Origin of the sequence: Streptomyces sp. NPDC001663, assembly GCF_042893105.1 — a bacterium.
Lineage (GTDB): Bacteria > Actinomycetota > Actinomycetes > Streptomycetales > Streptomycetaceae > Streptomyces.
On the sequence record NZ_JBIAUR010000019.1, the window covers coordinates 176745 to 201272 of the forward strand.

A 24528-nucleotide genomic window follows, 5' to 3' on the forward strand; every position below is an offset into this window, starting at 1 on the left:
TCACTCGCCAGCGGTGGGCTGCAGTGTCTCGCGGGCCGTGGGCAGGATGTTCTGGATGTAGTCCTCGACGGCCACATCGAGTCCTATGTCGTGCTGCGCCTGCTCGGACATGTACCAGCGGTGTTCGAGCAGCTCGTGGTAGATCTCGGCCGCGTCCATCGAACCGCGCAGTTCGAGCGGTACGGCGCGCACGGTGGGGCGGAACACGTCCCGCACCCACCGGTGGGCCAGCACCTCGGGGCGGGCCGCGAGGGGATCGCCGGGCGCGTAGTCGTCCTGGGTGGCCATCCAGCTCTCCAGGTCGTTCAGCAGCCGCCGGGCCTGGTTCTCCTCGGTGTCGAGACCGGTCAGGCGCAGCAGCTGCCGCTGGTGGTGCCCGGCGTCGACGACCTTCGGCACGAACGTGACGGTGTCGCCGTTGGAGGAGTGCTCGATCTGCATCTCGGCCACGTCGAAACCGAGCTCGTTCAGCCGGCGGATCCGCCGTTCGATGTAGTGGTACTTGCCCGCCGGGTACACGGACGTGCGGGTCAGCTCCGTCCACAGGTCCCCGTAGCGCGCACAGATCTCCATGCCGAACTCGACCGGGTCCACGGACGGGTGCAGCGCCCCGGACGCCTCCAGGTCCAGCAGCTCGCCGCTGATGTTGACCCGGGCCAGGTCGAGGTCGTACTCCCGCTGCCCGGTGCTGAGTTGAGGGTGCAGATCGCCGGTCTCGGCGTCCACGAGGTAGGCGGCGTAGGCGCCCGCGTCGCGTCTGAAGAGGGTGTTGGACAGCGAGCAGTCGCCCCACGCGAACCCGGCGAGGTGCAGCCGCACCAGCAGCACGGCCAGCGCGTCCATGAGGCGGTGCATGGTGGCCGGCCGCATCGTCGTCTCGAACATCGAGCGGTACGGCTGTGAGCCGCGCAGGTGGCGGGTGATCAGCACCGGTTCCAGCGGCTCGCCCTCGCCGTCGGTGCGGCCGGTGACCACGGCCAGCGGGTCCACCGCGGGGATGGCGAGCCGGTCCAGGTCGCGCAGCAGCTCGTACTCGCGCAGCGCGGGCCGTTCGGCGAGTTCCTTGACGGCGATCACCTCGTCCCCGGCGCGGGCGTAGCGCACGACGTGCCGGGAGATGCCGCGGGGCAGCGGCACCAGGTACTCCTCGGGCCACTCCTCCAGGGGCAGCTGCCACGGCAGTTCCAGCAGGAGCGCGGGGTGCTCCGGGTTCGTCGCGCTGATCTGCAGTGCCATGGCTCGCGTGTCCTTGCCTCGCGGGTGATCGTCACCTCACCTTAGAGGGCGCGCTCCTTGGCCTGAAGTGCCGCTTCACGGACCGGACCACGGTGTACGGGACCGTGTCCGGGCAGTATCAGGTCGCCGTCCAGCGCGGCCAGGACGTCCAGCGAGGCCACGGCACGCGCGCGCTCGTGGTGGAACATGTCCGGCAGCAGCTGCGGGCCCTGGATCCGCGAGGTGGGGTGACCCGTCGCGAGCGCGTCACCCGGGATCACCACGCCGGCGTCCGGGAGGTGGAAAGCCGTGTGTCCGTCGGTGTGGCCGGGTGTGTGGACGGGCACGGGCCGGCCGGGCAGATCCAGTGCCCCCGCCGCCGGGAACGCCTCGGGTGCGGCGACCGGGACATGGGCCGTGCCGCCGGAGCGGATGGCGTGCAACGACCACGGCAGGACGCCGGGCCGCCAGCTGTTCTTCAGGACCTGCCCGACGGTCACCTGGTGCAGGAACTCCCGGCGCGCGTGCGGCACTTCGGCCTCGTGCAGGTACACGGGCGTGCCGTAGGTGCTGCGCAGATACTCGGCGGAGCCCAGGTGGTCGTTGTGCGCGTGGGTGATGAGCACCGCCGCGACCGCCTCCGGCGAACTGCCCACCGCCTCCAGCGAGGCGAGCACCTGCTCCCGGTCGCCCGGGTAGCCGGTGTCGACCAGCGTGACCTCGTCCCCCTCGGTGAGGATCACCCAGTTCGTGTTGCTGCCGTGCACCAGGTGAATGCCATCGGCGACTTTCCGCACGTCTGCCCGCATGATTGCCCCGCGTGTTGAGATCCCTGCCCGACGGGACCAGCAAAGCAGACCCGGGCCGGACCGGAAGCGTCGGGTCCGCGCCAATCTGCGAGCTCAGGGACGCATCCCGAACAGAAAGCGCGTCACCCGCGTCCGCCGCACCCCGTACTCGTACACCACGAGGATCACGAGGAGTGAACCGGCCACGATCGCCGCGTACTTGACGGGAATCGGCGCGCTCCAGCCCACCACCCCGTACGCGAAGGCAACGACGACCGGCTGGTGCAGCACGTACAGCGGCAGGGCCGCGACGGCGAGGTATCCCAGGAGGGGCCCCGGGGCGAGCCGTGTGCGCTCCCACCGGTCCAGCAGCCCGAGGATCGCCGCTACCCAGCACCAGCCGGCCACCGAGAACAGCACGCGGGAGCCCACCGCGAGCGGTGTCCACGCGGTGAACGGATCGTCCTCGGCCATGAACCCGGGCGCCGTCGCCGCGAACAACAGCAGCCCGGCCACACCGACCGGAACGACGAGGCTGCGCAGGGCGGCCCGGACGCGCGCGTCGTCGGCGAGGGCGTAACCGAAGACGAAGAACAGCAGGTAGGCCCAGCGGTTCCAGCCCGCGAAGCCCTCTTCCATGCCCAGCAGCGCGTTGATCGCGGCGAGCGGCAGCGCGGGCAGCAGAAGCAGGGCCGGCCGCCGCTCCACCGCCCGCGCGGTGCGCTCGGCGCCTGCCGCGACGGGGCCGGCGACCGGGGCGAGGAGCAGGCAGAAGGCGAGCAGGAGGACGACGAACCACAGGTGGCCGGTCTCGAAGTACTTTCCGTCCAGGACGAACGGGAAGTCGCCGAGGTCGAGGTGGACGGTCAGGAAGCGTGGCCAGAAGTGCCAGTACGACTCGTGGTAGCCGGGGTCGGCAGCCCTGAGCCGCAGCCACTGCGGGACGGGGCAGAGCAGGACCGTGGCGAGGACCAGCGGGACGCCGAGGCGCAGCAGGCGTTCGCGGGCGAAGCCACGCGGGCCCCGGCGGCGGATGGAGTGCCGCGCGCCCAGACCGGCGACCAGGAACAGCATCGGCATCGCCCACACCACGCCGAAGCCGGCGAGGACGGTCACGGCAGGCGTCGTATCGGCGTTCTTGACGTAGAAGTCGTCGTCGGGGTCGAAGACCAGGGCGGAGTGGAAGAAGACCAGGCCGAGCACGACGAGGGCGCGCAGGGCGTCGAGTTCGAAACGGCGGGCAGTCGTGGTCGCCCGTTCGGTTTCCGCGCTCACCCCGCCAGTGTGGGCGTGGCGCGCGGCCCGGCCCAGAGGAAGGGCTGCCTCCGGCACCGTCCGCCGGAGGCAGCCCCCTGCGTGCAGCCGAAGCGGCCGCCTCTCCGCCTCACTGCACGCCGTGCGGGCGGAACTGGATGCTGATGCGCGGTCCCGCCGCGCGCGTGGTCTTCGGGACGGAGTGCTCCCACGTCCGCTGGCAGGAGCCGCCCATCACGATCAGGTCCCCGTGCCCCAGTGGCCGCCGTACGCTCTCGCCGCCCCGCATCGGACGCAGCAGCAGATCACGGGGCGAGCCCACGGAGAGGATCGCCACCATCGTGTCCTCGTGCGCGCCCCGCCCGATCCGGTCGCCGTGCCAGGCCACGCTGTCCCGGCCGTCGCGGTAGTAGCACAGCCCCGCCGTGGTGAACGGCTCGCCCAACTCGTCGGCGTAGCGCGCGGACAGCGCGTCACGGGCCTCGTCCAGCACCGGGTGCGGAAGGGCGTCGTCCGCGCCGTAGAACGCGAGCAGCCGGGGCACGTCGACGACCTGGTCGTACATCTTGCGTCGCTCCGCGCGCCACGGCACCTCGGCGGCCAGCCGTTCGAACAGGCCGTCCGAGCCGCCGAGCCATCCGGGCAGCACGTCGATCCAGGCGCCGAGTCCGAGCCGCGTCCGGCGGATCCCGTCGAGGGGGCCGAGGCGGAGCTGGTCGGTCTGGTCGAAGAGCGAGCCCTGGAGGTGCGTGGTCATGGATCCAGCGTACTCCTTATTCGAATATCTGTTCCCATGGTTTCTCCGGCACTTTCGTCGTGCTCGCAAGTCTTTCGATACATCGGTGTATCGGATACATTCCTGTATCGAACGGAGGGCCGACGGTGGCTGAGGAGACGGTGCGGCGGGTGACCCGGCGCCGGGTGCGGACACGGGCCAACCTGCTCGACGCCGCCTTCGCGGTGTTCGCCGCCAAGGGCTTCGGCCGGGTCTCGATCGAGGAGGTCTGCGAGGCCGCCGGCTACAGCAGGGGCGCCTTCTACTCCAACTTCGGCAGCCTGGACGAGCTCTTCTTCGCCCTTTACCAGCAGCGCGCGGACCTGATCGCGGACCAGGTTTCCGGCGCCCTCGCCCTCGACGGACCCGACCTCGACGTGCCGGCCGCCGTCGACCGGGTCACCGAGGTGCTGCTGCTCGATCTGGACTGGCTCCTGGTGAAGACGGACTTCCTGGTGCACGCGGCCCGCGATCCACAGGTCGCCGAGACGCTGCTGGAGCACCGGGCGCGGCTGCGGCGGGCGATCGCCGACCGGCTCGCCCGCGCGCACGGCTTTCCCCGACTGCCCGCCGTTCTCGGTGACGTGGACGGCGCGGCCCATGCCGTCGTCGCCGCCTACGACGGAGTCACCACCCAACTCCTGCTGGACAAGGACGTCGAGAGCGCCCGCGTCTGGCTGAAGCAACTGCTCACCGCGCTGCTGACCGACGGCAGCGGCAACCCCCAACCGGCCCATTGAGAAAGGGAAACGTCGCCATGGATGCGGACGTCATCGTCGTCGGAGCGGGCCTAGCGGGCCTGGTCGCCGCGCACGAACTCACCAGCAGGGGAAGGCGGGTCGCCCTGGTCGACCAGGAGAACGCCGCCAACCTCGGAGGGCAGGCGTTCTGGTCCTTCGGCGGGCTCTTCCTCGTCGACTCCCCGGAACAGCGCCGCCTCGGCATCAAGGACTCCTTCGACCTGGCCTGGAGCGACTGGCAGGGCAGCGCGCAGTTCGACCGGACGGACGACGAGGACTCCTGGGCGGTGCGCTGGGCGCGCGCGTACGTCGAGTGGGCGGCGGGGGAGAAGCGGTCCTGGCTGGACGGGCACGGCATCAAGCTGCTGCCGACGGTCGGCTGGGCCGAGCGCGGTGACCTGCGCGCCGACGGCCACGGCAACTCCGTGCCCCGCTTCCACGTGACGTGGGGGACCGGCACCGGTGTGGTGGAACCCTTCGTCGACCACGCCAAGAAGGCCGCGCGGGACGGGCTGCTGACCTTCTACCACCGGCACCAGGTCGACGAACTCGTCATCGAGGAGGGCGCCGCGCGCGGGGTGCGCGGCACGGTCCTCGCCGAGGACAACTCGGCCCGGGGCGTGGCCTCCAACCGCGACCACGTCGGCGAGTTCGAACTGACCGCCCAGGCCGTCATCGTCACCACCGGCGGCATCGGCGCCAACCACGACATCGTCCGCCGCTACTGGCCCGAACGGCTGGGTACCCCGCCCGCCGAAATGGTCACCGGCGTGCCCGCCTACGTCGACGGCCGCATGCTCGACATCAGCGCCGAGGCGGGCGTACGCCTGGTCAACCGCGACCGCATGTGGCACTACACCGAGGGCCTGCAGAACTGGGACCCGATCTGGCCCGGCCACGGCATCCGCATCCTGCCCGGCCCGTCCTCCCTCTGGTTCGACGCGCTCGGCCGCCGCCTCCCGGACCCCTGCCTGCCGGGCTACGACACCCTGAGCACCCTCAAGCACCTGCGCACCACCGAGGACATCGCCGGATACGACCACTCCTGGTTCATCCTCACCCAGAAGATCATCGAGAAGGAGTTCGCGCTCTCGGGCTCCGAGCAGAACCCCGACATCACCGCCAAGGACAAGGCCGCCGTCCTGAAGAACCGCCTCGGCAAGGGCGCCCCGGGCCCGGTGGACGCCTTCCTGCGCAAGGGCGCCGACTTCGTGACCGCGCCGACGCTGGAGCAACTCGTCGCGAAGATGAACGAGTTGACGGACAAGCCGCTGCTCGACGCGGCCGAAGTGCGCCGCCAGATCGAGGCCCGCGACCTGCAGATCGCCAACCCGTACAGCAAGGACTCCCAGGTCCAGGGCATCCGCAACGCCCGCCGCTACATCGGCGACCGCCTCGGCCGTGTCGCCGGCCCGCACCGCATCCTCGACCCGGCGGCCGGCCCGCTGATCGGCGTCAAGCTGCACGTCCTCACCCGCAAGACCCTCGGCGGCATCCAGACCGACCTCGACTCGCGCGCCATCGGCGCCGACGGCAACCCGATCGACGGGCTCTACGCGGCCGGGGAGGTCGCCGGTTTCGGCGGCGGCGGCGTCCACGGCTACAACGCCCTGGAGGGCACCTTCCTCGGCGGCTGCCTCTTCTCGGGACGGGCGGCCGGGCGGGCGGCGGCCAAGCAGACCGCCTGACACGTTCACCTGCCCGCGGGGGCGGCCGGAGCACACAGCCGGGCGCCCCCGCGGGCATTCCCGGCAAAGCGCCCCTCTGCAACAACGCACCCCTGCAAGGGGGTTGCCCCTCGGACCCGTGCACTGGTTCAGTGGATGAGCCACTCAGCCACTGAACCCCACCGTGTCGAGGAGGAATCCGTGGAGGCACTGCCCCGCGAGACGATCGTGGACGTCCTGGAGGCCAGGCTGCGCGAGGACATCCTGGCCGGACGGCATCCGGCGGGCAGCTATCTGCCGCCCGAGCGCAGCCTCGCCGACGGATACGGCGTCACCCGCACCACCCTCAAGCACGCCTTCGGACGTCTCGTCCAGGCGGGCCTCCTGGAGACCCGGCACGGCGTCGGCACCAAGGTGCGCGACTTCATCCGGCTGGGCGGCGCGGACCTGCTGCCGATGCTCGTGCGGCACGACGCGAAATGGATCCACGAGATCTTCGAAGTACGGCGGTCCGTCGGCGCGTTGATAGCCGAGCGGGCGGCGGCGCGGGCCACCCGCGCGCAACACGCCGAACTGCGTGCGCTGTTGGACGCCGTACGCGAGGCGGACGGTGCGGACGCGGTGCAGCTGGCCGACGTCGAGGTGCACCGCGCGCTTGCCCGGGCGACCGGCAACCGGGTCTACGTCCTGCTCACCAACACGCTCTTCAACGCCTATCTCCCCGTCCGCGCCGCCCTGCGCGGACCCTTCACCGACCCCGAAGCCGCGCACCGGCGCCTCGCCCCGGTGGTCGAAGCGGTGACGTCCGCGGACACCGGACGGGCACACGCCGCCGCGGACAGCTATCTGCGCGACACCGAGCGGATCATGCTGGAGGGGCTCGCATGAGGGGCACCGTGTTCACGGAGACCATGCTCGGCACGGTCCGGCTCGACTCCGGGCACCCCCTGCGCCGGATCCGTCTGGACCTGAGGGCCGAGGCCGACGAGGTACTGCGGCCGCACCGCACCACCCGAGCCCGGATCGGCGGCCGGGTCCGCATCGGCGGACTGGGCGACGACCCGGACGCCACGGGCGAGTTGGAGATCTCGCCCCTGGCCCGGCGCCGTATTCGCTACCGGTTGTCGTTCACCGCTGACGGCCGCGCGCTCGCGCTGGACGGCTGGAAGTCGGTGACCCCGCGCCGCCCGGTGAAGTCGATGACCGTCCTGCCGTTCACGCTGTACGAGGACGGCAGGCGGGTCGGCCGGGGCACCCTCCGTTTCCCCCTCGCGACCGCGCTGGCACCCTTCCTCCTCAGCTTCCGCTTCCCCCGGCGGGAGGACTCCGCGCAGTACCTGGCGCCGCGCTGGGACGGCAGCCCCGGCCGCACCGAGGTCTGGTACACCACCCTGACCGACCTGGAAACCGGCACCGGCATCTGGCTGCACCATGAACTGGTCGCCCCCACCGACGGATCCGCACCGACCGCCCACGGCTGGGCGGCCTCGTTCCCGCCCGAGGGAAAGGTCCGCCACAGCCGCTTCGGACCGAGTCCGTGGAGCAGCCCGGCCGACGGATTCGCCGCCGGCGAAGTCACCGCCACGCAGGGCCGGTTGACCGGCAGCGCCGGCGACTTCCGCTGGGACCTCACCGAACAGCCCCTGGCCGAGCCCCTGTTCACCTTCCCCCGCTGGTCCTGGAAGCGCGCCCTGCTGCCCGCCGCCCACATGCTCCCGGCGGCCAGGGCCACGTACGACGGCACCTTCTCCGACGGGGAACGCACCCTCACCCTGCGCGCCGCCCCCGGAGCCTCCGCCCGTATCCACGGCCACGGCAACGCCCGGCGCTGGGCCTGGCTCCACGCGGACCTCGGCGACGGCGGCGTACTGGAGTTGATCGCGGCGGTGTCGACGCGCCCCGGGCTGCGCAGGCTGCCGCCGCTGGTCTTCCTGCGCCTGCGTCACCGCGGTCGCGACTGGCCGCGCCGGGCGGAACGCTCCGCGGTGGGCCTGCTCGGCGTCGGACGGTTCCGCGCCCGGATCGGACTGCCCGAGTGGACGGTGACCGGCCGCACGCTGCTGCGTCGCATCCGCGTCCAGGTCACCCAACCCGCCGACCGCACCCTCGCGTTGGACTACCGAGACCCGGACGGCGCACCCGCGGTGTGCAGCAACAGCGAGAGCGCCGACGCGACGATCCTGCTCGAGCGCTGGTGGGGCCACTGGCGCACCGAAGCCTCGTGGACGCTGGAGGGCACCGCACACGCCGAGGTGGGGGACCGGTGACGGGGGAGGGGCTGGTCGCCGCACTGCTCGCCGACACCGGGGACGAGGCCTGGCTCGCGCGCGTGCCCGGCAGGCTGGACACGTTCCTGTCCGCCCTGCCCGGACCCGTGCGGGCCGGTGTGCGTGCCGCCGCCACCGCCGTGGACGCATACGCGGTCCTGCACAGCGGGCATCGCCTGGCCGCCCTCACCCCGGACGAGCGCGAGACGGTGCTCGACTCGCTGGCCGCGCGTCCCGGACTCGTACCTGCGCTCGATCTCCTCAAGGTTCCGGTGCTGCTCGCCGCGGCCACCGAGCGAACTCCCCTTCCGAGGACGCCAGTTGTACCCGAAGACCCGCCCCTGGACTGCACGCCGGCCGAGGAGTGGCCCGCCCGCAGCACGGCCGACGCGGTCGTCGTGGGTTCCGGAGCCGGCGGGGCGGTGGCCGCCCGCACCCTTGCGCGCGCCGGGCTCGACGTCGTCGTACTGGAGGAGGGCGAGTACCACACCACCGCCTCCTTCGGCCGCCGCACACCGCTGGACCGCTTCACGGACCTGTACCGGGACGGCGGAGCGACCGCGGCCCTGGGCGACCCGCCCCTGCTGCTGCCGGTCGGCCGGGCCGTCGGCGGCACCACCGTCGTCAACTCCGGCACCTGCTACCGCACTCCGGACCACGTCCTTGACCGCTGGAGCAGCAGCTTCGGCTTCCACCTGGCCGACGACCTCCCGGCCCGCCTGGACGAGATCGAACGCACCCTCCACGTCGCCACCCAGCCCCTCGACGTCCTCGGCGCCAACGGCCTGCTCGCGCTGGCCGGCGCCGAGCGGCTCGGCTGGCGGGCCGGACCGCTGCGGCGCAACGCACCGGGCTGCCGCGGCTCCTGCCAGTGCGTGGTGGGCTGCCCCACCGGCGCCAAACAGAGCGTGCAGCTGTCCGTGCTGCCCGACGCGTGCGCCCATGGTGCGCGCATCGTCACCGGGGCCCGTGCTCAGCGGATCCTGCTCGACCGTGACCGACCGGGACCGCCCCGCGCGGCGGGTGTCCTGGTGCGGCGGGTCGACGGCAGTGAGCTGGAGATCCTCAGCCCCCTGGTCGTCACGGCCGCGGGCGCCCTGCAGACACCGCCACTGCTGCGCCGCTCCGGACTGGGCCGGCATCCGCGCCTGGGCCACAACCTCAGCGTGCACCCCGCCACCAGCGTCGCCGGCCGCTTCACCGAGCCGGTCACCTCCTGGCAGGGCGTCCTGCAGAGCGCCGGCATCGAGGAACTGCACGACCGGGGCATCCTCATCGAGGCCACCGCGAGCCCGCCCGGCATGAGCAGCTTCGTCCTCCCGGGCCTGGGCCGCTCCCTGCGCCGCGAGTTGGAGGGCGCGGACCGGCTCGCGATCCTGGGCGCCATGATCGCCGACCGTCCGGCGGGCCGCGTCCTGGGCCGCGACCGCACCCTCGTCCGCTACACCCTGGACCCCCGGGACGGCGGGCGCCTGATGACGGCCGTACGGGCCATGGCCCAGGTCCTGTTCGCCGCCGGGGCCCACGAGGTCCTCACCGGCGTCCCCCGCGCGCCGCGCGCCCGTAGCCTCGCCGAACTCGACGCGCTGCTCGCCGGGATCACCCCGCGCGACCTGCACCTGTCGGCCTTCCATCCGGCCGGCACGGTCGCCGCGGGCGGCGACCCGGACCGGGCACCGGCCGACCCCGAGGGCCGACTGCGCGGCGTCCACGGCGTCCTTGTCGCCGACGCCTCGGTCCTGCCGAGCTGCCCGGAGGTGAACCCCCAACTGAGCATCATGGCGGCCGCCCTGGCCGTCACCGAGGCCTACCTCGCACCCGACTCCAGCAGGCGCAACAGCACGGCGGCGTGACTCTGCTCGGGAGACTTGGCGGAGGTCAGCAGCGTCACCGGGCCCTTGGCGGCCAACTCCCGCACATGGTCGAGGAGTTCGGCCGCCTCCGGGGCGTCCAGTTCCGCCTCGTAACGGCCAGCGAACTCCTCGTACGACCCCTCGCCCGCGTGATACCAGCGGCGCAGCTCGGTCGACGGCGTGAGCGCCTTGGGCCACTCGTCCACGTGCGCCGCGTCCTTGGACAGGCCGCGCGGCCACAGCCGGTCGACCAGGACGCGCACGCCGTCGTCCGGCTCGGGGGGTTCGTAGACGCGACGGATGCGAACGCTCACGGTCGGGCCCTTCTCCGGTGGCGGGTGGTGTCGAGCCTAAGCGGAGTGCGCCAGGTGACGCTGTGTGACTTGACCCTTTTTGGGGATGTAGCCCGCCGGGACGGCCCATAGCCTGAATGCGAATGATCATCAGTCCACCCCCCAGGAGCGCATGTGAGGCCATCCCGCCGACAGGCCGTCAGACCCGCGACCGTGCTGCGCCGCGAGGCGTTGATCGTGACCGTTCCCGTCGCCCTCGCGGCGCTGCTGGCCGCCGCCGGACCCGCGTCCGCGATCGGCGGCGGCGCGTCCGGTGCCGGTGACCCCTACTTCCCGCTCGCCGGCAACGGCGGCTACCACGTCGACCACTACGACCTGACCCTCCGTTACGACCCGGACAGCCGCCACCTCGACGGCACCGCGGTCCTCACCGCCCGCGCCACCCAGCTCCTCACCCGTTTCGACCTCGACTTCAAGGGACTGAAGGTCACCGGCCTGACCGTCGACCACGCCGCCGCGGACTTCCGCCGCCACGGCCAGGAACTCGTCGTCACACCGGGCCGGCCCCTGCTCCCGGGCGAGGAGTTCCGCGTCACCGTCGCCTACAACGGCACCCCCAAGCCCGTCACCGACCCCGACGGCTCGCTCGACGGATGGATCCCCACCGACGACGGCGCCTTCGTCGCCGGCGAGCCGCAGGGCGCCATGACCTGGTTCCCGGCGAACAACCACCCCAAGGACAAGTCCTCGTACGACATCACCGTCACCGTTCCCAAGGGACGCACCGCCGTCTCCAACGGCATCCTGGTCGGGCAGCGCACCGCACAGGGCCACACCACGTTCCACTGGCGCCAGCGCGAACCCATGGCCGCCTATCTCGCCACGGCGACCGTCGGGAAGTTCGAGGTCGAGCAGTACACCACCCGCGACGGCATACGGGTCTACAACGCCGTCGACCCGCGCGAGGCCTCCGACGCGGAGTCCGTACTGAAGAAGCTGCCGTCCGTCCTGGAGTGGGAGAGCAAGCTCTTCGGGCCCTACCCGTTCCGCAACGCCGGCTCCATCGTCGACCGTGCCCCGGACGTCGGATACGCCCTGGAGACCCAGTCCCGGCCCCTGTACGACTCGGCGCCCGACCTGTCCACCCTCGTCCACGAGAACGCCCACCAGTGGTTCGGCGACTCCGTCTCGCTCACCTCCTGGAAGGACATCTGGCTCAACGAGGGCTTCGCCACCTACGCCGAATGGCTCTACGAGGAGCAGCACGGCGGCGACACCGCACAGGAGATCTTCGACGAGCTCTACGACCGCCCGGCCAGCGACGACCTGTGGGAGTTCCCGCCCGGCGACCCCGGCAGCGGCGAGAACATCTTCGGCAGTCCCGTCTACGAGCGCGGCGCCATGGCCCTGCACGCCCTGCGCACGGCCGTCGGCGACCGCACCTTCTTCCGCATCCTGCGCGCCTGGGCGGCCGAACACCGAGGCGGCCACGGCACCACCCAACAGTTCGTCCACCTCGCGGAACAGGAGTCCCGCAAGGACCTCGACGGTCTGTTCACCACCTGGCTGTACTCTGCCGGGAAGCCGAACAACCCCTAGATCCTGACGAGTTCCTCACAAGTCTGGGCCAAGGTCGACTCATGATCACGCACAGACGCCGTGCCGTGCTGCTCGCCGCCCCGCTGCTCCTCACCGCATGCGGCGGCGGGGCCATGGCGTCGCCGGGCCACCCGTCCGGCGCCGCCACGGCCGGGGCGAGCACACCGGCAGCCGTACCGATACCCGCCCCTTCACCCGAGCTGACCGTCGAGTCCGCACCGCAGCAACTGCCCGGGCTGGGGCCCAAGACGCTCGCCGAGGTACCCTCCGACACCCGCCAGGCCGTCGTCGTCACCGGCCGGGGCCGCAACTCCCCGATCTCCACGGTCGTCCTGTACGAACGCACGACCACCGGCTGGCAGGCCGGCGCGAGCTGGCCCGCGCACAACGCGCTCAAGGGCTGGTCCGACCACCACATGGGCGGCGACCTGCGCTCACCCATCGGCGTCTACGGCCTCACCGACGCCGGCGGCCTGCTGCGCGACCCCGGCACCCGGCTGCCGTACCACCGCTCCGGCGGATTCACCGCACCCGGCACCGGCTTCGAGGGCGAACCGCTCGCGGGCTCCTTCGACTACGTGATCGCCATCGACTACAACCGGAAACCCGGCACTTCGCCCCTCGACTGGACGCGACCCCTCGGCGCGAACCGCGGCGGCGGCATATGGTTCCACGTCGACCACGGCGGCCCCACCCACGGCTGTGTCAGCATCTCGGAGGCCAACATGAAGAACCTCCTGCGGGCGCTCGACCCCGACCGCCGGCCGGTCGTCGTCATGGGGGACGCCAAGTCCCTCGCCCGCTGAGCCGATTGGGATCCGCCGCGTGTGCGCACATGTACTGGTCGCCGAGGACGACGAGATGCAGGCCGAACTCATCCGCCGCTCCCTGCTGGCGGAGGGCCACACCGCCACCGTCGTCCACGACGGCGCGGCCGCCCTGGACGCCGCCCGCAAACTCAGACCCGACCTGGTCGTCCTCGACCTGATGCTGCCCGTGGTCGACGGCTTCGGAGTCTGCCGGGTGCTGAGAGGCAGCGACGAGGACCTGCCGGTGCTGATGCTCACCGCCCGCTCCGAGGAGGACGACGTCCTGCTCGGCCTGGAGCTGGGCGCCGACGACTACATGACCAAGCCGTACAGCCCACGCGAACTGATGGCCCGCATCCGGACGGTGCTGCGACGCAGCGGCCGTGCCGTCGGCGTACGCGAGGACTCCGTCGTACGGGCCGCGGGCATCACCGTCGACCCGGCACGGCACGAGGTGCGCTGCGACGGAGAGCCGGTGGAGTGCACGCCCGCCGAGTTCCAGATCCTGCTCGCCATGGCCGGCGAACCCGAACGGGTCTTCACCCGGCGGCAGTTGCTGCAGTGCACCCGCGGCTTCGACCGGGCCTCCACCGAGCGGGCCATCGACGTCCACATCATGAACCTGCGCAGGAAGATCGAGGCCGACCCGCGCCGCCCGGTGCGTCTGCTGACCGTGTTCGGCGTCGGCTACAAACTCAGCGGTGCCCGCCCGTGAAGCGCCGCATACCGCTGCGCAAACGGCTCCTGGTGCGGCTGCTGATCGCCTCGGTGCTCATCGCGGTGTGCTCCGTCGCGGCGACGGCCTGGCTGGCCGTGGAGACCACCACCCGAGCCCTGCGCGAGGAACAGGGCCAGGACCTCGCCGACGACATGCGGATCCTCGCGGGACTCAGCGGTTACGCCGCAACCCACCCCGAATGGAAGGGAGTCGAGGCCACGGTCCGCACCCTCGCCGCGAGCACGGGCCGGCGGATCGCCCTGACCACCGCCGACCGCACCCTCATCGCCGACTCCGCGCCGAAGGGCACGTCCCTGCCCCTCGGCGCCGCCGCCACCGTCGACCCCCTGCACACCGACACCTACACCGAGTCCGGCGCCCAGCTCAGCGGGATCGACCCCCGTGCCGTGGGCCCCTACCGGCTCACGGCGAACGAGCGCGACCGGCTGGAGGCGATCGCCGCCAAACAACAGACGTGCTACCACCGGTTCGGCGTCGAGACCAAGGTTGAGCAGAGCCCGAGCGGCCGTCCCGTGATCGTCAATTCCGACGGCAGCCCGACCGCCGACTACCTGGCGCAGGACTGCGGTTACGGACTGCTCGGCGAACCCACCCGCACCGAGAAGAAGGCACTCGACCACCTGACCGATGGCGCCCGCACCTGCCTGCAGCAGCACGACCTGGACCTCGGCTCACCCCTGCACCTCATGCTGGATCCCACGGGCAAGGCCACCGCGAGCCGGTACGCCATCGCCGAGTACGCCAAGATGGGCGACACGAAGGCGATGAAAGCCGCGCAGACCTGCACGGACAACGCCCTGCGCACTCAACTCGCCCCGTACGTCGCCCCCGTGGCCGAGCTGTACCTCGGTGGGGACGACCCCACCACCCCGCCCCGCTTCGACATGTCCCCGGCCAACAAGGCCAAGATCGTCGGTGCCGCCGGTCTCGTCCTCGCCGTGACCGTCGCTGTCACCGCCGTGGTCGCCACCAGGCTCGTCAGGCCGCTGCGCGCGCTGACCGAGGCGGCGCAGCAGCCGCCGGACATGCATGTGCGGGTGCCGGTGACCACACGGGACGAGACCGGCATCCTCGCGGAGGCCTTCAACGACCTCACCGAGCGCCGCGAACGCATCGAGGCCCAGCGCAAGGCCATGGTCAGCGACATCGCACACGAACTGCGCAGCCCGCTCACCAACATCCGCGGCTGGCTCGAGGTCACCCGGGACGGTGTCGTCGACCCCGATCCCGCACTGCTCGCATCCCTGCACGAGGAGGCGCTGGTGCTCCAGCGCGTCATCGACGACCTCCAGGACCTCGCGGCCGCCGACGCGGGCACCCTGCGCCTGCACCGCGAGCCGGTCCGCGCCGACGAGTTGCTGGACCAGGTCGCCGCCGCCCACCGCGTCGCCGCCGCCGCGGCCGGCGTCGCCGTACACACGAAGACCGAGGACGGCCCCTGGCTGGACGCCGACCCGGTACGCATGCGGCAGGCGCTCGGGAACCTGGTCTCCAACGCACTACGGCACACACCCGTCGACGGCACCGTCACCCTGACGGCCCGCCGCGACGGCGACGAGGTCGTCTTCACCGTCACCGACACCGGCACGGGAATCGCCCCCGAAGACCTCCCGCACGTGTTCGACCGCTTCTGGCGCGCCGAGAAGTCCCGAAGCCGCCGCACCGGAGGCAGCGGCCTGGGCCTACCGATAGTCCGCCACTTGATCGCCGCGCACGGCGGAACGGTGGATGCGACAAGCGACCCCGGTGCGGGAGCCGAGTTCACCCTGAGGCTGCCGCGAACTCCAACGCCCTGAAAGGGGCGCAGGGCTGTATACATTCGCGGCTCCGCCGCGTGGGCGCGACAAGCCACAACGGCGCAGCAGACGCCCGACAACCCATCGCTGCACTACCCGCGGCGTGCCCCCGCCCTGGCCCGCCGTCGGCGAAGCGCACGCCGTTCCGTCTCGCCCGTGCCGCCCCACACACCCAGAATCTCTCCGTGACCCAGCGCCCACTCCAGGCACCGCTCCCGCACCGGACACCGTCCACACACCGCCTTCGCCTTTTCTGTCTGCAACAAGGCGGGGCCGGACGTGCCGATCGGGAAGAAGAGCTCGGGATCCTCGTAGCGGCACGCGGCCTGGTCTCGCCAGTTGTCCATCAAAAGTCACCTGCGATCGAAGTCGTACGTGCCCTCGCGAATGGCTTACTCGTTTTCGGGTCACCTGTCGATGCGCGAGTGAAACGAAGTAAGTCGCGGAGAGTCCGTGTTCATTGCTCGCGGATGCCCCACGGAGAGCCGTACGCGGTCAGAAGTTCCAGGAACGGACGGGCCGGGAAGGCCTCCGGACCGAGGACACCCGAGCCCGACCAGGCACCCGTGGCGAGGAGTTCGAGGGCCACGACCGGGTTGACGGCCGTCTGCCACACCACCGCCTGGCTGCCGTACTCCGCCATGGACCACTGGTTGTCGACCACGTGGTACAGATACACCTCGCGCGGCGCCCCGTCCTTCGTGCCCCGCACCCACGTCCCCGCACAGGTCTTGCCGTGCATCCGTTCGCCCAGCGTCGCCGGGTCCGGCAGACACGCGGCGACGACGTCCCGGGGCGAGACCGCGACCGGTCCGGCCGCGCTCGGCACCGTCACCGGCGTGGTGCTGTCCAGGCCCAGCAGGTGCAGCGTCCTGAGCGTGTCGATGAACTCCCTGCCCAGGCCGTACTTGAAGGTGACCCGGCGCGCGTCCACCCACCGCGGCACGAGCAGCACCTCCTCGTGCTCCACGTTCACGCACTCGACGGGACCGATGCCCTCGGGGAAGTCGAACACCTCCGGCTCGCTGAACGGCTCGGTGGTGTACCAGCCGCGGTCGGCCTCGTAGACGACCGGTGGGTTGAGACACTCCTCGATCGTGGTCCAGATGCTGAAGGACGGCGCGAAGCCATAGCCGTCGACGGTCAGGTTCGCGCCGTCGCGGACGCCGATCTCCTCGATCTCGTCGAAGAGTTCGTCGGCGGCGAAGCGGGCGAAGACGTCGGAGAGACCCGGCTCGACTCCCATGCCGACCAGCGCCAGCGCGCCCGCCTTCTCCCACTCCTCTGCCTGCGCGAACTGGTCGTCGCCGAGCTTGACCCCGCACTTCTCGTACGGCCGCTCGGCGTGCGGGTGCGACAGCGACATCGCCATGTCGAGGTAGCCGGCCTCGGCGGCGCGGGCGGCCCGGAACAGCGGCATCACGAAGCGCGGGTCGGTGGCGTTGAGGAGCACGTCGCACCCGTGCCGGCGCAGCAGCTCCGCGACCGCCTCCTCGTCGCTCGCGTCGACTCGCTCGGCGCTGAAACGGCCGTCGTCGAGCGCCGCGACCGCGGCCTCGGCCCGCGACAGGTCGTAGTCGGCCACCACCATCGCGTCGAAGAACTCACGCCGGGCGGCGATCCGGGTGATGGCGGTGCCGACACCGCCGGCACCCACGAGCAGTACACGCATGACACGAACTCCCTCGGCTGCAGGTCTGTGAACGCGGGGCCCCTGGTCGAGATACAACGCCGCCGCCCCGGATAAGGTCAATGGCGTTGGCATAAGAGCGAGGAACGCAAGGAGGGGAGGCCGCCGTGCCCAAACCGGTGGTGTCCGAGGAGAAGCGCCGCAGGCGCCGGCCCACAAAGAGCGGCACCGTGCTCTCCGAGCGGCTGATCGTCGACACGGCGCTGCGCATGCTGCGCGAACACGGCAGTGCGGGCCTGACCGCCCGCCGCCTGGGCCTCGCCCTGGACGCCGACCCGAGCACGCTCTATCGCTACTTCCGCGGCATGGACGACCTGACCCTCGCCATCGGTGACGCGCTCATCGGCCAGGCCCTCGACGGCTGGCGCCCGACGGGGGAGTGGCGTGCGGATCTGCGCTCGGTAGGGCTGCGCATCCACGCCGCCTACGTCGCCCACCCGCAGGCGGCGGTGCTGACCACGAGCCGGGTCACCGGCCGGGCCAACGAACTGGCCGCCGACGAAGCCGTGTTGGACGTCCTGCGCACGGCCGGGTTTCCGCTGCCGGACACGGTCCGCATCTACCACGCCTTCATCGACCAGACCCTGGCCTTCGCCGCCCTCGACGCCGCTTCCCTGGCGCTACCGAGCGACGCACTGCACGCGGACGAGGACATGTGGCGCTCGACGTACGCCCGCCTGCCCCGCACCACCCATCCGCGGATCGCCGAGGCGGCGCCCCTGCTGGCGGCCCGCATGGTGAACAGTGCGTATCCGACGGCGCTGGAGATGCTGCTGGACAGCGTGGCCGTGCAGCTGGCAGCGGTTCCTCAGGAGCGCAGGGCCTGACCCGCCACGTCCATCACCGCCTCCGCCACCACCGCCAGCGCGGGCGAGTCCAGCTTCCACTGCTGCCAGTACAGGGGCACGTCCAGGGCCCGCTCCGGTGCGAGGTGGACCAGGCGGCCCGCGCGCAGCAGCGGCTCGGCCTGCACCTCCGGGACCACGCCCCAGCCCAGGCCGGCGGCCACGGACGCCACGAACCCCTCCGACGTGGGCACGAAGTGGCGTACCGGACTCGCCCCGCCCTTGCCGCGCCGCAGCCGTCGTACGAACGCGTCCTGCAGGTCGTCGCTGCGGTCGAAGGCCAGCGCGGGCGCCTCGGTGAGCACGTCCCGCAGTGGACCGCCGAGGTGCTCCCGGGCGAAGTCGGGGTTCGCCACCGGGACATAGCGCATCCGGCCCAGCGCGCGGACGGAACAGCCGGTCACCGGCTCGGGCGAGGAGGTCACCGCGGCCATCACCAGCCCCTCCCGCAGCAGCGTCGCCGTGCGGGTCTCGTCCTCGCGGCGCAACTCGAAGCACAGCCGCGGTTCCTGTTCCCGGGCCCGGGTGAGGGCGGTGAGGAACCAGGTGGCCAGGGAGTCGGCGTTCACCGCGATCGACACCCTGGTCGGCTCCCCGGCGCCGCTCATGCCGAGCTCGGCGCGTGCATCGCGCTCCAGCCGGGCCAGCTGGCGGGCGAACCGCACGACGACCTCGCCCGACTCGGTGGGTCGCACCGGCTTGGTGCGCATCAGCAGCACCCGTCCCGTGCGCTGCTCCAGGGCCTTCACCCGCTGGCTGACCGCCGACGGCGTCACATGCAGGGCCGCGGCCGCCGCGTCGAAGGTGCCCTCGTCCACCACCGCGAGCAGCGTCCGCACCTGGTCGAGCGGAAGCTCGGTCAGCTCTGTCTTCATGAGTGCTAATGATACGTAAGAATCTTTAGCTGTACGTGGAGTGATCGTCTCCGTAGCGTCGATGCCATGTCCACCGCACTGACCGCCGCGGCCGCAGGATTCGGCACCGGCCTCTCGCTCATCGTCGCCATCGGCGCCCAGAACGCCTTCGTCCTGCGCCAGGGGATCCGCCGCGACGCGGTCCTCGCCGTCGTCGGCATCTGCGCCCTGTCCGACGCCCTCCTCATCGCGCTCGGCGTCGGCGGCGTCGGTGCCGTGGTGGTGGCCTGGCCGGGCGCGCTGAAGGCAGTGGGCTGGATCGGCGGCGCCTTCCTGCTCTGCTACGGCGCCCTCGCCGCCCGCCGGGTGCTGAAGCCGGGCGGCGCGCTGCGGGCGGAGGGGGAGGCGGCGGGATCGCGCCGGCGGGCGGTGCTCACCTGCCTCGCGATGACCTGGCTCAACCCGCACGTCTACCTGGACACCGTGTTCCTGCTGGGCTCGATCGCCGCCGACCGAGGCCCGCTGCGCTGGACCTTCGGCCTCGGCGCCGCGGCCGCCAGCCTGTGCTGGTTCGCGGCGCTCGGCTTCGGCGCCCGCGCACTCGGCCGCTTCCTGGCGAAGCCGACGGCCTGGCGGGTCCTGGACGGTCTGGTCGCCGCGACGATGATCGGCCTCGGCGGGATGCTCGTCGCCAGGGCGTGAATGGTCCATGAAGTCCACGGTCCGGAGTCCACAACCTGAGACTGCGCGTCCCGAACTCCCGGACGGTGCTGGGATAGTGAACCCTGGCCCCGAAAGATGTATCGAGCAACCAGGACGCCCGTGGACACCAGCGAGAGCAGCACCGAACCGCAGACACCGAAGGCCCCGGACCCGGTGGCGGTCGAACCGCCCCGGCGCGGCTGGCGCCGCTGGGCCATGGACACCCGCCCCCTGCGCATTCCGGCCTACCGCCGCCTGTGGTCCTCCACTATCGTCACGGCCGTCGGCAGCCAGCTCACCGCGGTCGCCGTGCCCAAGCAGATCTACGACATCACCGGCTCCTCCGCCTGGGTCGGCGCCGCGAGCCTCGCCGGTCTGCTGCCGCTGATGGTGTTCGCGCTGTGGGGCGGTGCGATCGCCGACACCATGGACCGCCGCAAGCTGCTCCTGATCACCAACAGCGGCATCGCCGTCACCTCGCTGCTGTTCTGGCTGCAGGCCTTCACCGGGCTCGAGTCCGTGGCCGCGCTGATGGTGCTGCTCGCCATGCAGCAGGCGTTCTGGGGCCTGAACGCCCCCGCCCGCAACGCCTCCATCGCCCGCCTCGTCCCCGAGGGACAGCTGCCCGCCGCCAACGCCCTCGGCTCAACCGTCATGCAGACCGGCCAGGTCGTCGGACCGCTGCTCGCCGGCGCCCTCATCCCCGTCATCGGCCTGCCCGAGCTGTACCTGATCGACGCGCTCGCACTGTGCGTGACGGTGTGGGCGGTCTACCAGCTGCCCTCGCTGCCGCCCCTGGCGGGCACGTCCGCGCGACGTGCCGGCGTGCGTGAGATCGCCGAGGGCTTCCGCTACATCTCCATGCACAAGGTGCTGCTGCTGTCCTTCCTCGCCGACATCATCGCGATGGTCTTCGGCATGCCCCGCGCCCTGTTCCCCCAGCTCGCCGCCGAGACCTACGGCTCCTACGGCGAAGGGCTCGCGCTCGGCCTGCTGTTCGCGGCGATCCCCATCGGCGCCGTGCTCGGCGGACTGTTCTCGGGCACCTTCTCCCGGGCGCGCCGGCACGGCTGGATGGTCATCGGCGCGGTCGTGGCCTGGGGTGGCGCGATCACCGGCTTCGGGCTGAGCGGCAACCTGTGGATCGCGGCGGCGTTCCTGGCCCTGGCCGGGCTCGCCGACATGGTCTCCATGGTCTTCCGCGGGGCGATCCTGCTGTCCGCCGCAACCGACGAGATGCGCGGCCGTATGCAGGGCGTCTTCACGGTCGTCGTCGCGGGCGGCCCGCGCCTGGCCGACGTCCTGCACGGCACCGCGGGCTCCGCCTTCGGACCGCGCGCGGCGACCGCCGGCGGCGGCCTGCTGGTCGTCGCCGTGATGCTGGGCCTGGCCGCCGCCGTACCGGCACTGCGCCGCTACCGCATCTGACGCGCTACAGGGAGCTGCGGCGCTGACTTCCGTACTGCTCCATGAGCTTGCCCCGCGTCTTCTCCAGCCGGTGCGCGAGGATCTCGGCGACACTGCGCACCAGCACCAGCCCGAGCTCCGGGTCCTCCTCGCACAGCCGCAACACCGCCGCCGCGTCGAACTCGTAGGCCCGCACGGGGCTGAAGGCCTCCGCGCCGAAGTCCCACTCGTGCGGCGGGAACAACCAGGACCAGCCCAGCAGATCGCCCGCGCCGAGGCTCGCCACGGTCACCCGCTGCAGCGAGTTGACCCGCTGGTCCAGGGAGACCGCCCCCGAGCGGATGACCCAGAAGCGGTCGGCCCGGCCGCCCGCCTCGAAGATCCGGGTGTCCTCCGCGAAGGAGACCTCCCGCGCGAGCGTCATCAGGCTCTGGCGCTGGGGCGGCGGAAGGGCGGTCAGCAGTTTTATCGCTTTGGTCATGACGAGGGGCTCCTGCCGGCGATCGGTTCCGGTGCTTTCCCTACGCCCATTTCAGCCGCTGCGGACGCCCCGGGCACCTCGGCGGACGACACTTCCGCCAAGAAACCCGAAGACGCTCAGTAGACATGAAAAAGCCCTGGCTGGACGGGGGAGACCAGCCAGGGCCGTAAGCGGTGGTGCCGGAGGACGGTACGGTCCACTCCGTCACCACGTATGGATGAACCGTAAACCATCCACGGGGGATTCGCGTACCCCTAACCGGGGCACGTGACCGGTTTCACTTCGCGAGGTCTTCACCGGCGGCCACGACCCTGATCGTCTTCAGCTTCCGATCCGTGGGGTCCGGCAGGTTCATGCCCGCGTCCAGCCCCGTGCGCAGATACCGAAGCACGGGTTCGGTGAGCCGCTCACCCGGGAGGACGGCCGGGATGCCGGGCGGGTACGGCGTGATCATCTCCGCCGTGACACGGCCGGCGGCCTCGGCGAGGGCCACGTCCTCGGTGGCACCGAAGAAGGCGTCCCGCGGCAACAGGGCCTGGGCGAGCCGGAGTTCGGACGGCTCCGGCACATTCACCCGCGGGGCGCGCGGCAGGTCGGGCGCGGCCTGAGCGAGCGCCTTGAGCGCCGTGAGCAGCTGACCGGTCGTCTCCCGGTCGTCGGCATGGGTGATCTGGGCGCCGATACGGCGGTGATCGGTCAGATGCATGTCCATGTGCCGGTGCTCCCGCAGCCAGTCGGCGGCCTGGAACCCCGTGATCCCGAGGCCCTCGACGTCGATCACACCGGGCAGCGGATCGAGGTCGTCGGCGAGCCCCTCGCCGCAGAAGTCGGCCCGGTCGTTGACGTGCAGGCCGTCGATCTCCTCGATCGCCGCCCGGACCTCGGCCGCGAGATCCAGGGCGGCGCCCATGAGTTCGTGTCCGTGCAGGGCCATCTGCCGGCGCCAGCCGTCCAGCCCGGCGTACAGCAGGACGGACGGGCTGGTGGTGCCGAGCAGGTCGGCGCGCATCTTCAGCAGCTGCGGCGGGACAAGACCGCCCTGCAGATGGAAGACGGAACCCTGCTCCAGGCCGCTGCCCATCTTGTGGATGCTGGTCACGCAGATGTCGGCGCCCGCGTCCATCGCCCAGGACGGCAGATCGTCATGGAACGGCAGATGCGCACCCCACGCCTCGTCCACGATCAGCGGCACCGAGCGGCGGTGGCACAACCTGGCGATCGCCGACAGCCCGGCGCAGGTGCCGTACGGTGTCGGGCTGGTGACCAGGGCGCCCTTGGCGTCGGGATGGATGTCGAAGGCCTGGTCGAACTGCTCCGCGGACGGCGGATGCGCAAGGCGCCGTTCGGCGTCCCACCGGGGCTCCACCCACACCGGCTCGATGCCGGACAGGATCAGACCCGACACGACCGACTTGTGCGCGTCCCGCCCGATCAGCAGCTTCTCGTGCGGCCCCGCGACCGACAGCATCGCCGCCTTGACGGACAGGGAACTGCCGCACGTCGTGAAGAACGTGTGCTCCGCGTGCACGGCATCGGCCATCAGCTCCTCGGCACGATCCAGCACCCGCCCCCGGGTGAGCCGGTCGTCCAGCCCGCCGGACGCCAGCACATCCCCGAGGAAGACGGCATCACCCAGCACTTCCCGTACGGCCGGGTCGGCGCCCCGGGCCTGTTTGTGACCCGGCGGGGTGAACCCCAGCCTCCCGCGGCGGCGGTACTCGACCAGGGCTTCCAGAACGGGTGCTCGGCTGTGATCGGCTGCCATGCGCACCCGGGTTCCCGGCATCGGGCGCCGTCAATCGGCCGGTGAGACCGGTCAGCCCTGTTCGGCGGCCCGGCCCGGGGTCAGGATCTCGTCCAGCACCCTGAGGACGGCCTCGTAGGCCAGCGTCCGCACGGCGGCCTCGCGCGCCGCCTCCGGATCACTCGCCCGCAGGCCCTCGCCCCGAGCCCGCCACTCCCGCTTCTCCTGCTGCGCGCAGGCCCGCGCACGCCGGATGCGCCGCAGCAGCTCGTCCGAATCCACGACATCGGTCATGGCATCCGCGTACCCATGTTGTGTCTTCCGATGGCTCCGGTCCGTCCGGGACAAGAGGTTTGGCAGGGCTCCCGCAGGTGAGCCGAGTAGGAGAGACCTGCGGTGCTCGCGCAGCGCGAGGCGGAATCGCTGCGAACGGGCGGGGGAACGGCCGTGTCCGTGAGGCGTGTGCCCGGATGCGGCGGCCGCGGGTGTGCCGGGTCCGGCTTCCCTCCCCCCGCACACGGGAGCCGGCTCTTCACCGATCAGGGAGCCAGGTGATGTGCGACCAGCGCAGGACCCCATCCGCCATCGAGCGGCATGGCGTGGAGCGGTCCGGGCAGCCACGATCGTGCAAACCTGCCGAGGCGCGCAGGGCTGTCGAGTGGGCGGTCACCGAACGCTGCCGTGCCACCCATACGCACTGCGACCCGGAGGCGCTCGGCGACGCCCTGCTCGTCGCCTCCGAGCTCACGACCAACGCGATCCTGCACGGCGGCGGGGTCACCGACTTCCGCGTCGAGGTGGTCGCGGCGGGCGTCCGCGTCTCGGTGAGCGACCGCAGTGACCGGCTGCCCGTCGCCCGGGACCCCCTGGACCTGCGGCGACGGCAGCGGATCGGGGGACACGGCTGGCCCATCGTGTGCCGGCTGGCACGCGACGTCCGCGTGTCCGAACTGCCCGCCGGCGGCAAGTGCATCACCGCCGTCGTCGCCCTCGACTGAATGTCTTCCGCG

The 24528-nt window shown here is 71.8% G+C and carries 24 protein-coding genes; 13 read left to right on the top strand and 11 right to left on the bottom strand.

Annotation, left to right across the window (positions count from 1 at the left end):
* The 4 genes from ACFY1L_RS45055 to ACFY1L_RS45070 form a co-directional block, all read right to left on the bottom strand.
* Positions 1–1236: a DUF4032 domain-containing protein gene (locus ACFY1L_RS45055; RefSeq protein ID WP_388838964.1), complete on the bottom strand. Its 1236-nt coding sequence runs from the start codon at positions 1234–1236 to the stop codon at positions 1–3.
* Positions 1237–1277: 41 nt separating this feature from the next.
* Positions 1278–2024 (bottom strand): MBL fold metallo-hydrolase, encoded by a 747-nt coding sequence (locus tag ACFY1L_RS45060; RefSeq protein WP_388838967.1) that lies wholly within the window; start codon positions 2022–2024, stop codon positions 1278–1280.
* 93 nt (positions 2025–2117) lie between these two features.
* Positions 2118–3278 carry an acyltransferase gene (locus ACFY1L_RS45065; RefSeq protein ID WP_388838969.1) on the bottom strand — a complete coding sequence of 387 codons (1161 nt, stop codon included), beginning with the start codon at positions 3276–3278 and terminating at the stop codon, positions 2118–2120.
* A gap of 109 nt (positions 3279–3387) precedes the next feature.
* On the bottom strand, positions 3388–4014 hold the full coding sequence (locus tag ACFY1L_RS45070; protein ID WP_388838971.1) for an alpha-ketoglutarate-dependent dioxygenase AlkB: 627 nt from the start codon (positions 4012–4014) through the stop codon (positions 3388–3390).
* Between the two features lie 125 nt (positions 4015–4139).
* On the opposite strand from ACFY1L_RS45070, the gene ACFY1L_RS45075 reads away from it, so the two are divergent.
* From ACFY1L_RS45075 to ACFY1L_RS45095, 5 genes are all read left to right on the top strand, one after another.
* Positions 4140–4772 carry a TetR/AcrR family transcriptional regulator gene (locus ACFY1L_RS45075; RefSeq protein ID WP_388838974.1) on the top strand — a complete coding sequence of 211 codons (633 nt, stop codon included), beginning with the start codon at positions 4140–4142 and terminating at the stop codon, positions 4770–4772.
* A 17-nt stretch (positions 4773–4789) separates the two neighbouring features.
* On the top strand, positions 4790–6460 hold the full coding sequence (locus ACFY1L_RS45080) for an FAD-binding dehydrogenase (RefSeq protein ID WP_388838977.1): 1671 nt from the start codon (positions 4790–4792) through the stop codon (positions 6458–6460).
* A gap of 180 nt (positions 6461–6640) precedes the next feature.
* The gene (locus ACFY1L_RS45085; RefSeq protein ID WP_388838980.1) at positions 6641–7327 is read left to right on the top strand and encodes a FadR/GntR family transcriptional regulator; all 687 of its coding nucleotides are present in this window, start codon (positions 6641–6643) and stop codon (positions 7325–7327) included.
* Positions 7324–8706: a hypothetical protein gene (locus ACFY1L_RS45090; protein ID WP_388838983.1), complete on the top strand. Its 1383-nt coding sequence runs from the start codon at positions 7324–7326 to the stop codon at positions 8704–8706. The genes ACFY1L_RS45085 and ACFY1L_RS45090 overlap by 4 nt, the downstream gene beginning before the upstream one ends.
* Positions 8703–10559, top strand: a complete 1857-nt coding sequence (locus ACFY1L_RS45095; protein WP_388838986.1) for a GMC family oxidoreductase N-terminal domain-containing protein — start codon at positions 8703–8705, stop codon at positions 10557–10559. Before ACFY1L_RS45090 ends, ACFY1L_RS45095 begins: the two co-directional genes overlap by 4 nt.
* On the opposite strand, the gene ACFY1L_RS45100 is transcribed toward ACFY1L_RS45095, so the two are convergent.
* Entirely contained in the window at positions 10514–10873 is a 360-nt protein-coding gene (locus tag ACFY1L_RS45100; RefSeq protein ID WP_388838989.1) for a DUF488 domain-containing protein, read from the bottom strand. The two genes, ACFY1L_RS45095 and ACFY1L_RS45100, sit on opposite strands and share 46 nt — an antisense overlap.
* 153 nt (positions 10874–11026) lie before the next feature.
* Here ACFY1L_RS45100 and ACFY1L_RS45105 point away from each other — a divergent pair, with 153 nt between their 5' ends.
* From ACFY1L_RS45105 to ACFY1L_RS45120, 4 genes are read left to right on the top strand one after another with little or no spacing between them, the layout of a single operon-like run.
* The gene (locus tag ACFY1L_RS45105; RefSeq protein ID WP_388838991.1) at positions 11027–12451 is read left to right on the top strand and encodes a M1 family metallopeptidase; all 1425 of its coding nucleotides are present in this window, start codon (positions 11027–11029) and stop codon (positions 12449–12451) included.
* A 41-nt stretch (positions 12452–12492) separates the two neighbouring features.
* Entirely contained in the window at positions 12493–13257 is a 765-nt protein-coding gene (locus ACFY1L_RS45110; RefSeq protein ID WP_388838994.1) for a L,D-transpeptidase family protein, read from the top strand.
* 19 nt (positions 13258–13276) lie between these two features.
* On the top strand, positions 13277–13975 hold the full coding sequence (locus ACFY1L_RS45115) for a response regulator transcription factor (RefSeq protein WP_388838997.1): 699 nt from the start codon (positions 13277–13279) through the stop codon (positions 13973–13975).
* Positions 13972–15795, top strand: coding sequence for a sensor histidine kinase (locus ACFY1L_RS45120; RefSeq protein WP_388839000.1), 1824 nt, complete (start codon positions 13972–13974; stop codon positions 15793–15795). Before ACFY1L_RS45115 ends, ACFY1L_RS45120 begins: the two co-directional genes overlap by 4 nt.
* A 92-nt stretch (positions 15796–15887) precedes the next feature.
* Here the strand turns inward: ACFY1L_RS45120 and ACFY1L_RS45125 are convergent, their stop codons facing one another.
* Positions 15888–16142 carry a WhiB family transcriptional regulator gene (locus ACFY1L_RS45125; protein WP_388839003.1) on the bottom strand — a complete coding sequence of 85 codons (255 nt, stop codon included), beginning with the start codon at positions 16140–16142 and terminating at the stop codon, positions 15888–15890.
* Positions 16143–16252: 110 nt separating this feature from the next.
* Positions 16253–17467, bottom strand: a complete 1215-nt coding sequence (locus ACFY1L_RS45130; RefSeq protein WP_388839006.1) for a saccharopine dehydrogenase family protein — start codon at positions 17465–17467, stop codon at positions 16253–16255.
* Positions 17468–17592: 125 nt separating this feature from the next.
* Here ACFY1L_RS45130 and ACFY1L_RS45135 point away from each other — a divergent pair, with 125 nt between their 5' ends.
* On the top strand, positions 17593–18312 hold the full coding sequence (locus tag ACFY1L_RS45135; RefSeq protein ID WP_388839009.1) for a TetR/AcrR family transcriptional regulator: 720 nt from the start codon (positions 17593–17595) through the stop codon (positions 18310–18312).
* Here ACFY1L_RS45135 and ACFY1L_RS45140 read toward each other — a convergent pair.
* Complete coding sequence (locus tag ACFY1L_RS45140; RefSeq protein WP_388839012.1) at positions 18294–19205, bottom strand: LysR family transcriptional regulator ArgP; 912 nt, start codon at positions 19203–19205, stop codon at positions 18294–18296. The genes ACFY1L_RS45135 and ACFY1L_RS45140 overlap by 19 nt on opposite strands.
* A gap of 66 nt (positions 19206–19271) precedes the next feature.
* Between ACFY1L_RS45140 and ACFY1L_RS45145 the strand changes: the two genes are divergently transcribed.
* The gene (locus ACFY1L_RS45145) at positions 19272–19886 is read left to right on the top strand and encodes a LysE/ArgO family amino acid transporter (RefSeq protein WP_388839014.1); all 615 of its coding nucleotides are present in this window, start codon (positions 19272–19274) and stop codon (positions 19884–19886) included.
* 120 nt (positions 19887–20006) lie between these two features.
* Positions 20007–21314 carry an MFS transporter gene (locus ACFY1L_RS45150; protein ID WP_388839017.1) on the top strand — a complete coding sequence of 436 codons (1308 nt, stop codon included), beginning with the start codon at positions 20007–20009 and terminating at the stop codon, positions 21312–21314.
* Between the two features lie 4 nt (positions 21315–21318).
* Here ACFY1L_RS45150 and ACFY1L_RS45155 read toward each other — a convergent pair whose 3' ends face one another.
* The 3 genes from ACFY1L_RS45155 to ACFY1L_RS45165 form a co-directional block, all read right to left on the bottom strand.
* Positions 21319–21774, bottom strand: coding sequence for a cyclic nucleotide-binding domain-containing protein (locus ACFY1L_RS45155; protein WP_388839020.1), 456 nt, complete (start codon positions 21772–21774; stop codon positions 21319–21321).
* 277 nt (positions 21775–22051) lie between these two features.
* Complete coding sequence (locus ACFY1L_RS45160; protein WP_388839023.1) at positions 22052–23539, bottom strand: aminotransferase class I/II-fold pyridoxal phosphate-dependent enzyme; 1488 nt, start codon at positions 23537–23539, stop codon at positions 22052–22054.
* 51 nt (positions 23540–23590) lie between these two features.
* Positions 23591–23812, bottom strand: coding sequence for a hypothetical protein (locus ACFY1L_RS45165; protein ID WP_388839026.1), 222 nt, complete (start codon positions 23810–23812; stop codon positions 23591–23593).
* A 260-nt stretch (positions 23813–24072) separates the two neighbouring features.
* Here ACFY1L_RS45165 and ACFY1L_RS45170 point away from each other — a divergent pair, with 260 nt between their 5' ends.
* Entirely contained in the window at positions 24073–24516 is a 444-nt protein-coding gene (locus ACFY1L_RS45170) for an ATP-binding protein (protein WP_388839029.1), read from the top strand.
* The last annotated feature ends 12 nt before the right edge of the window (positions 24517–24528 follow it).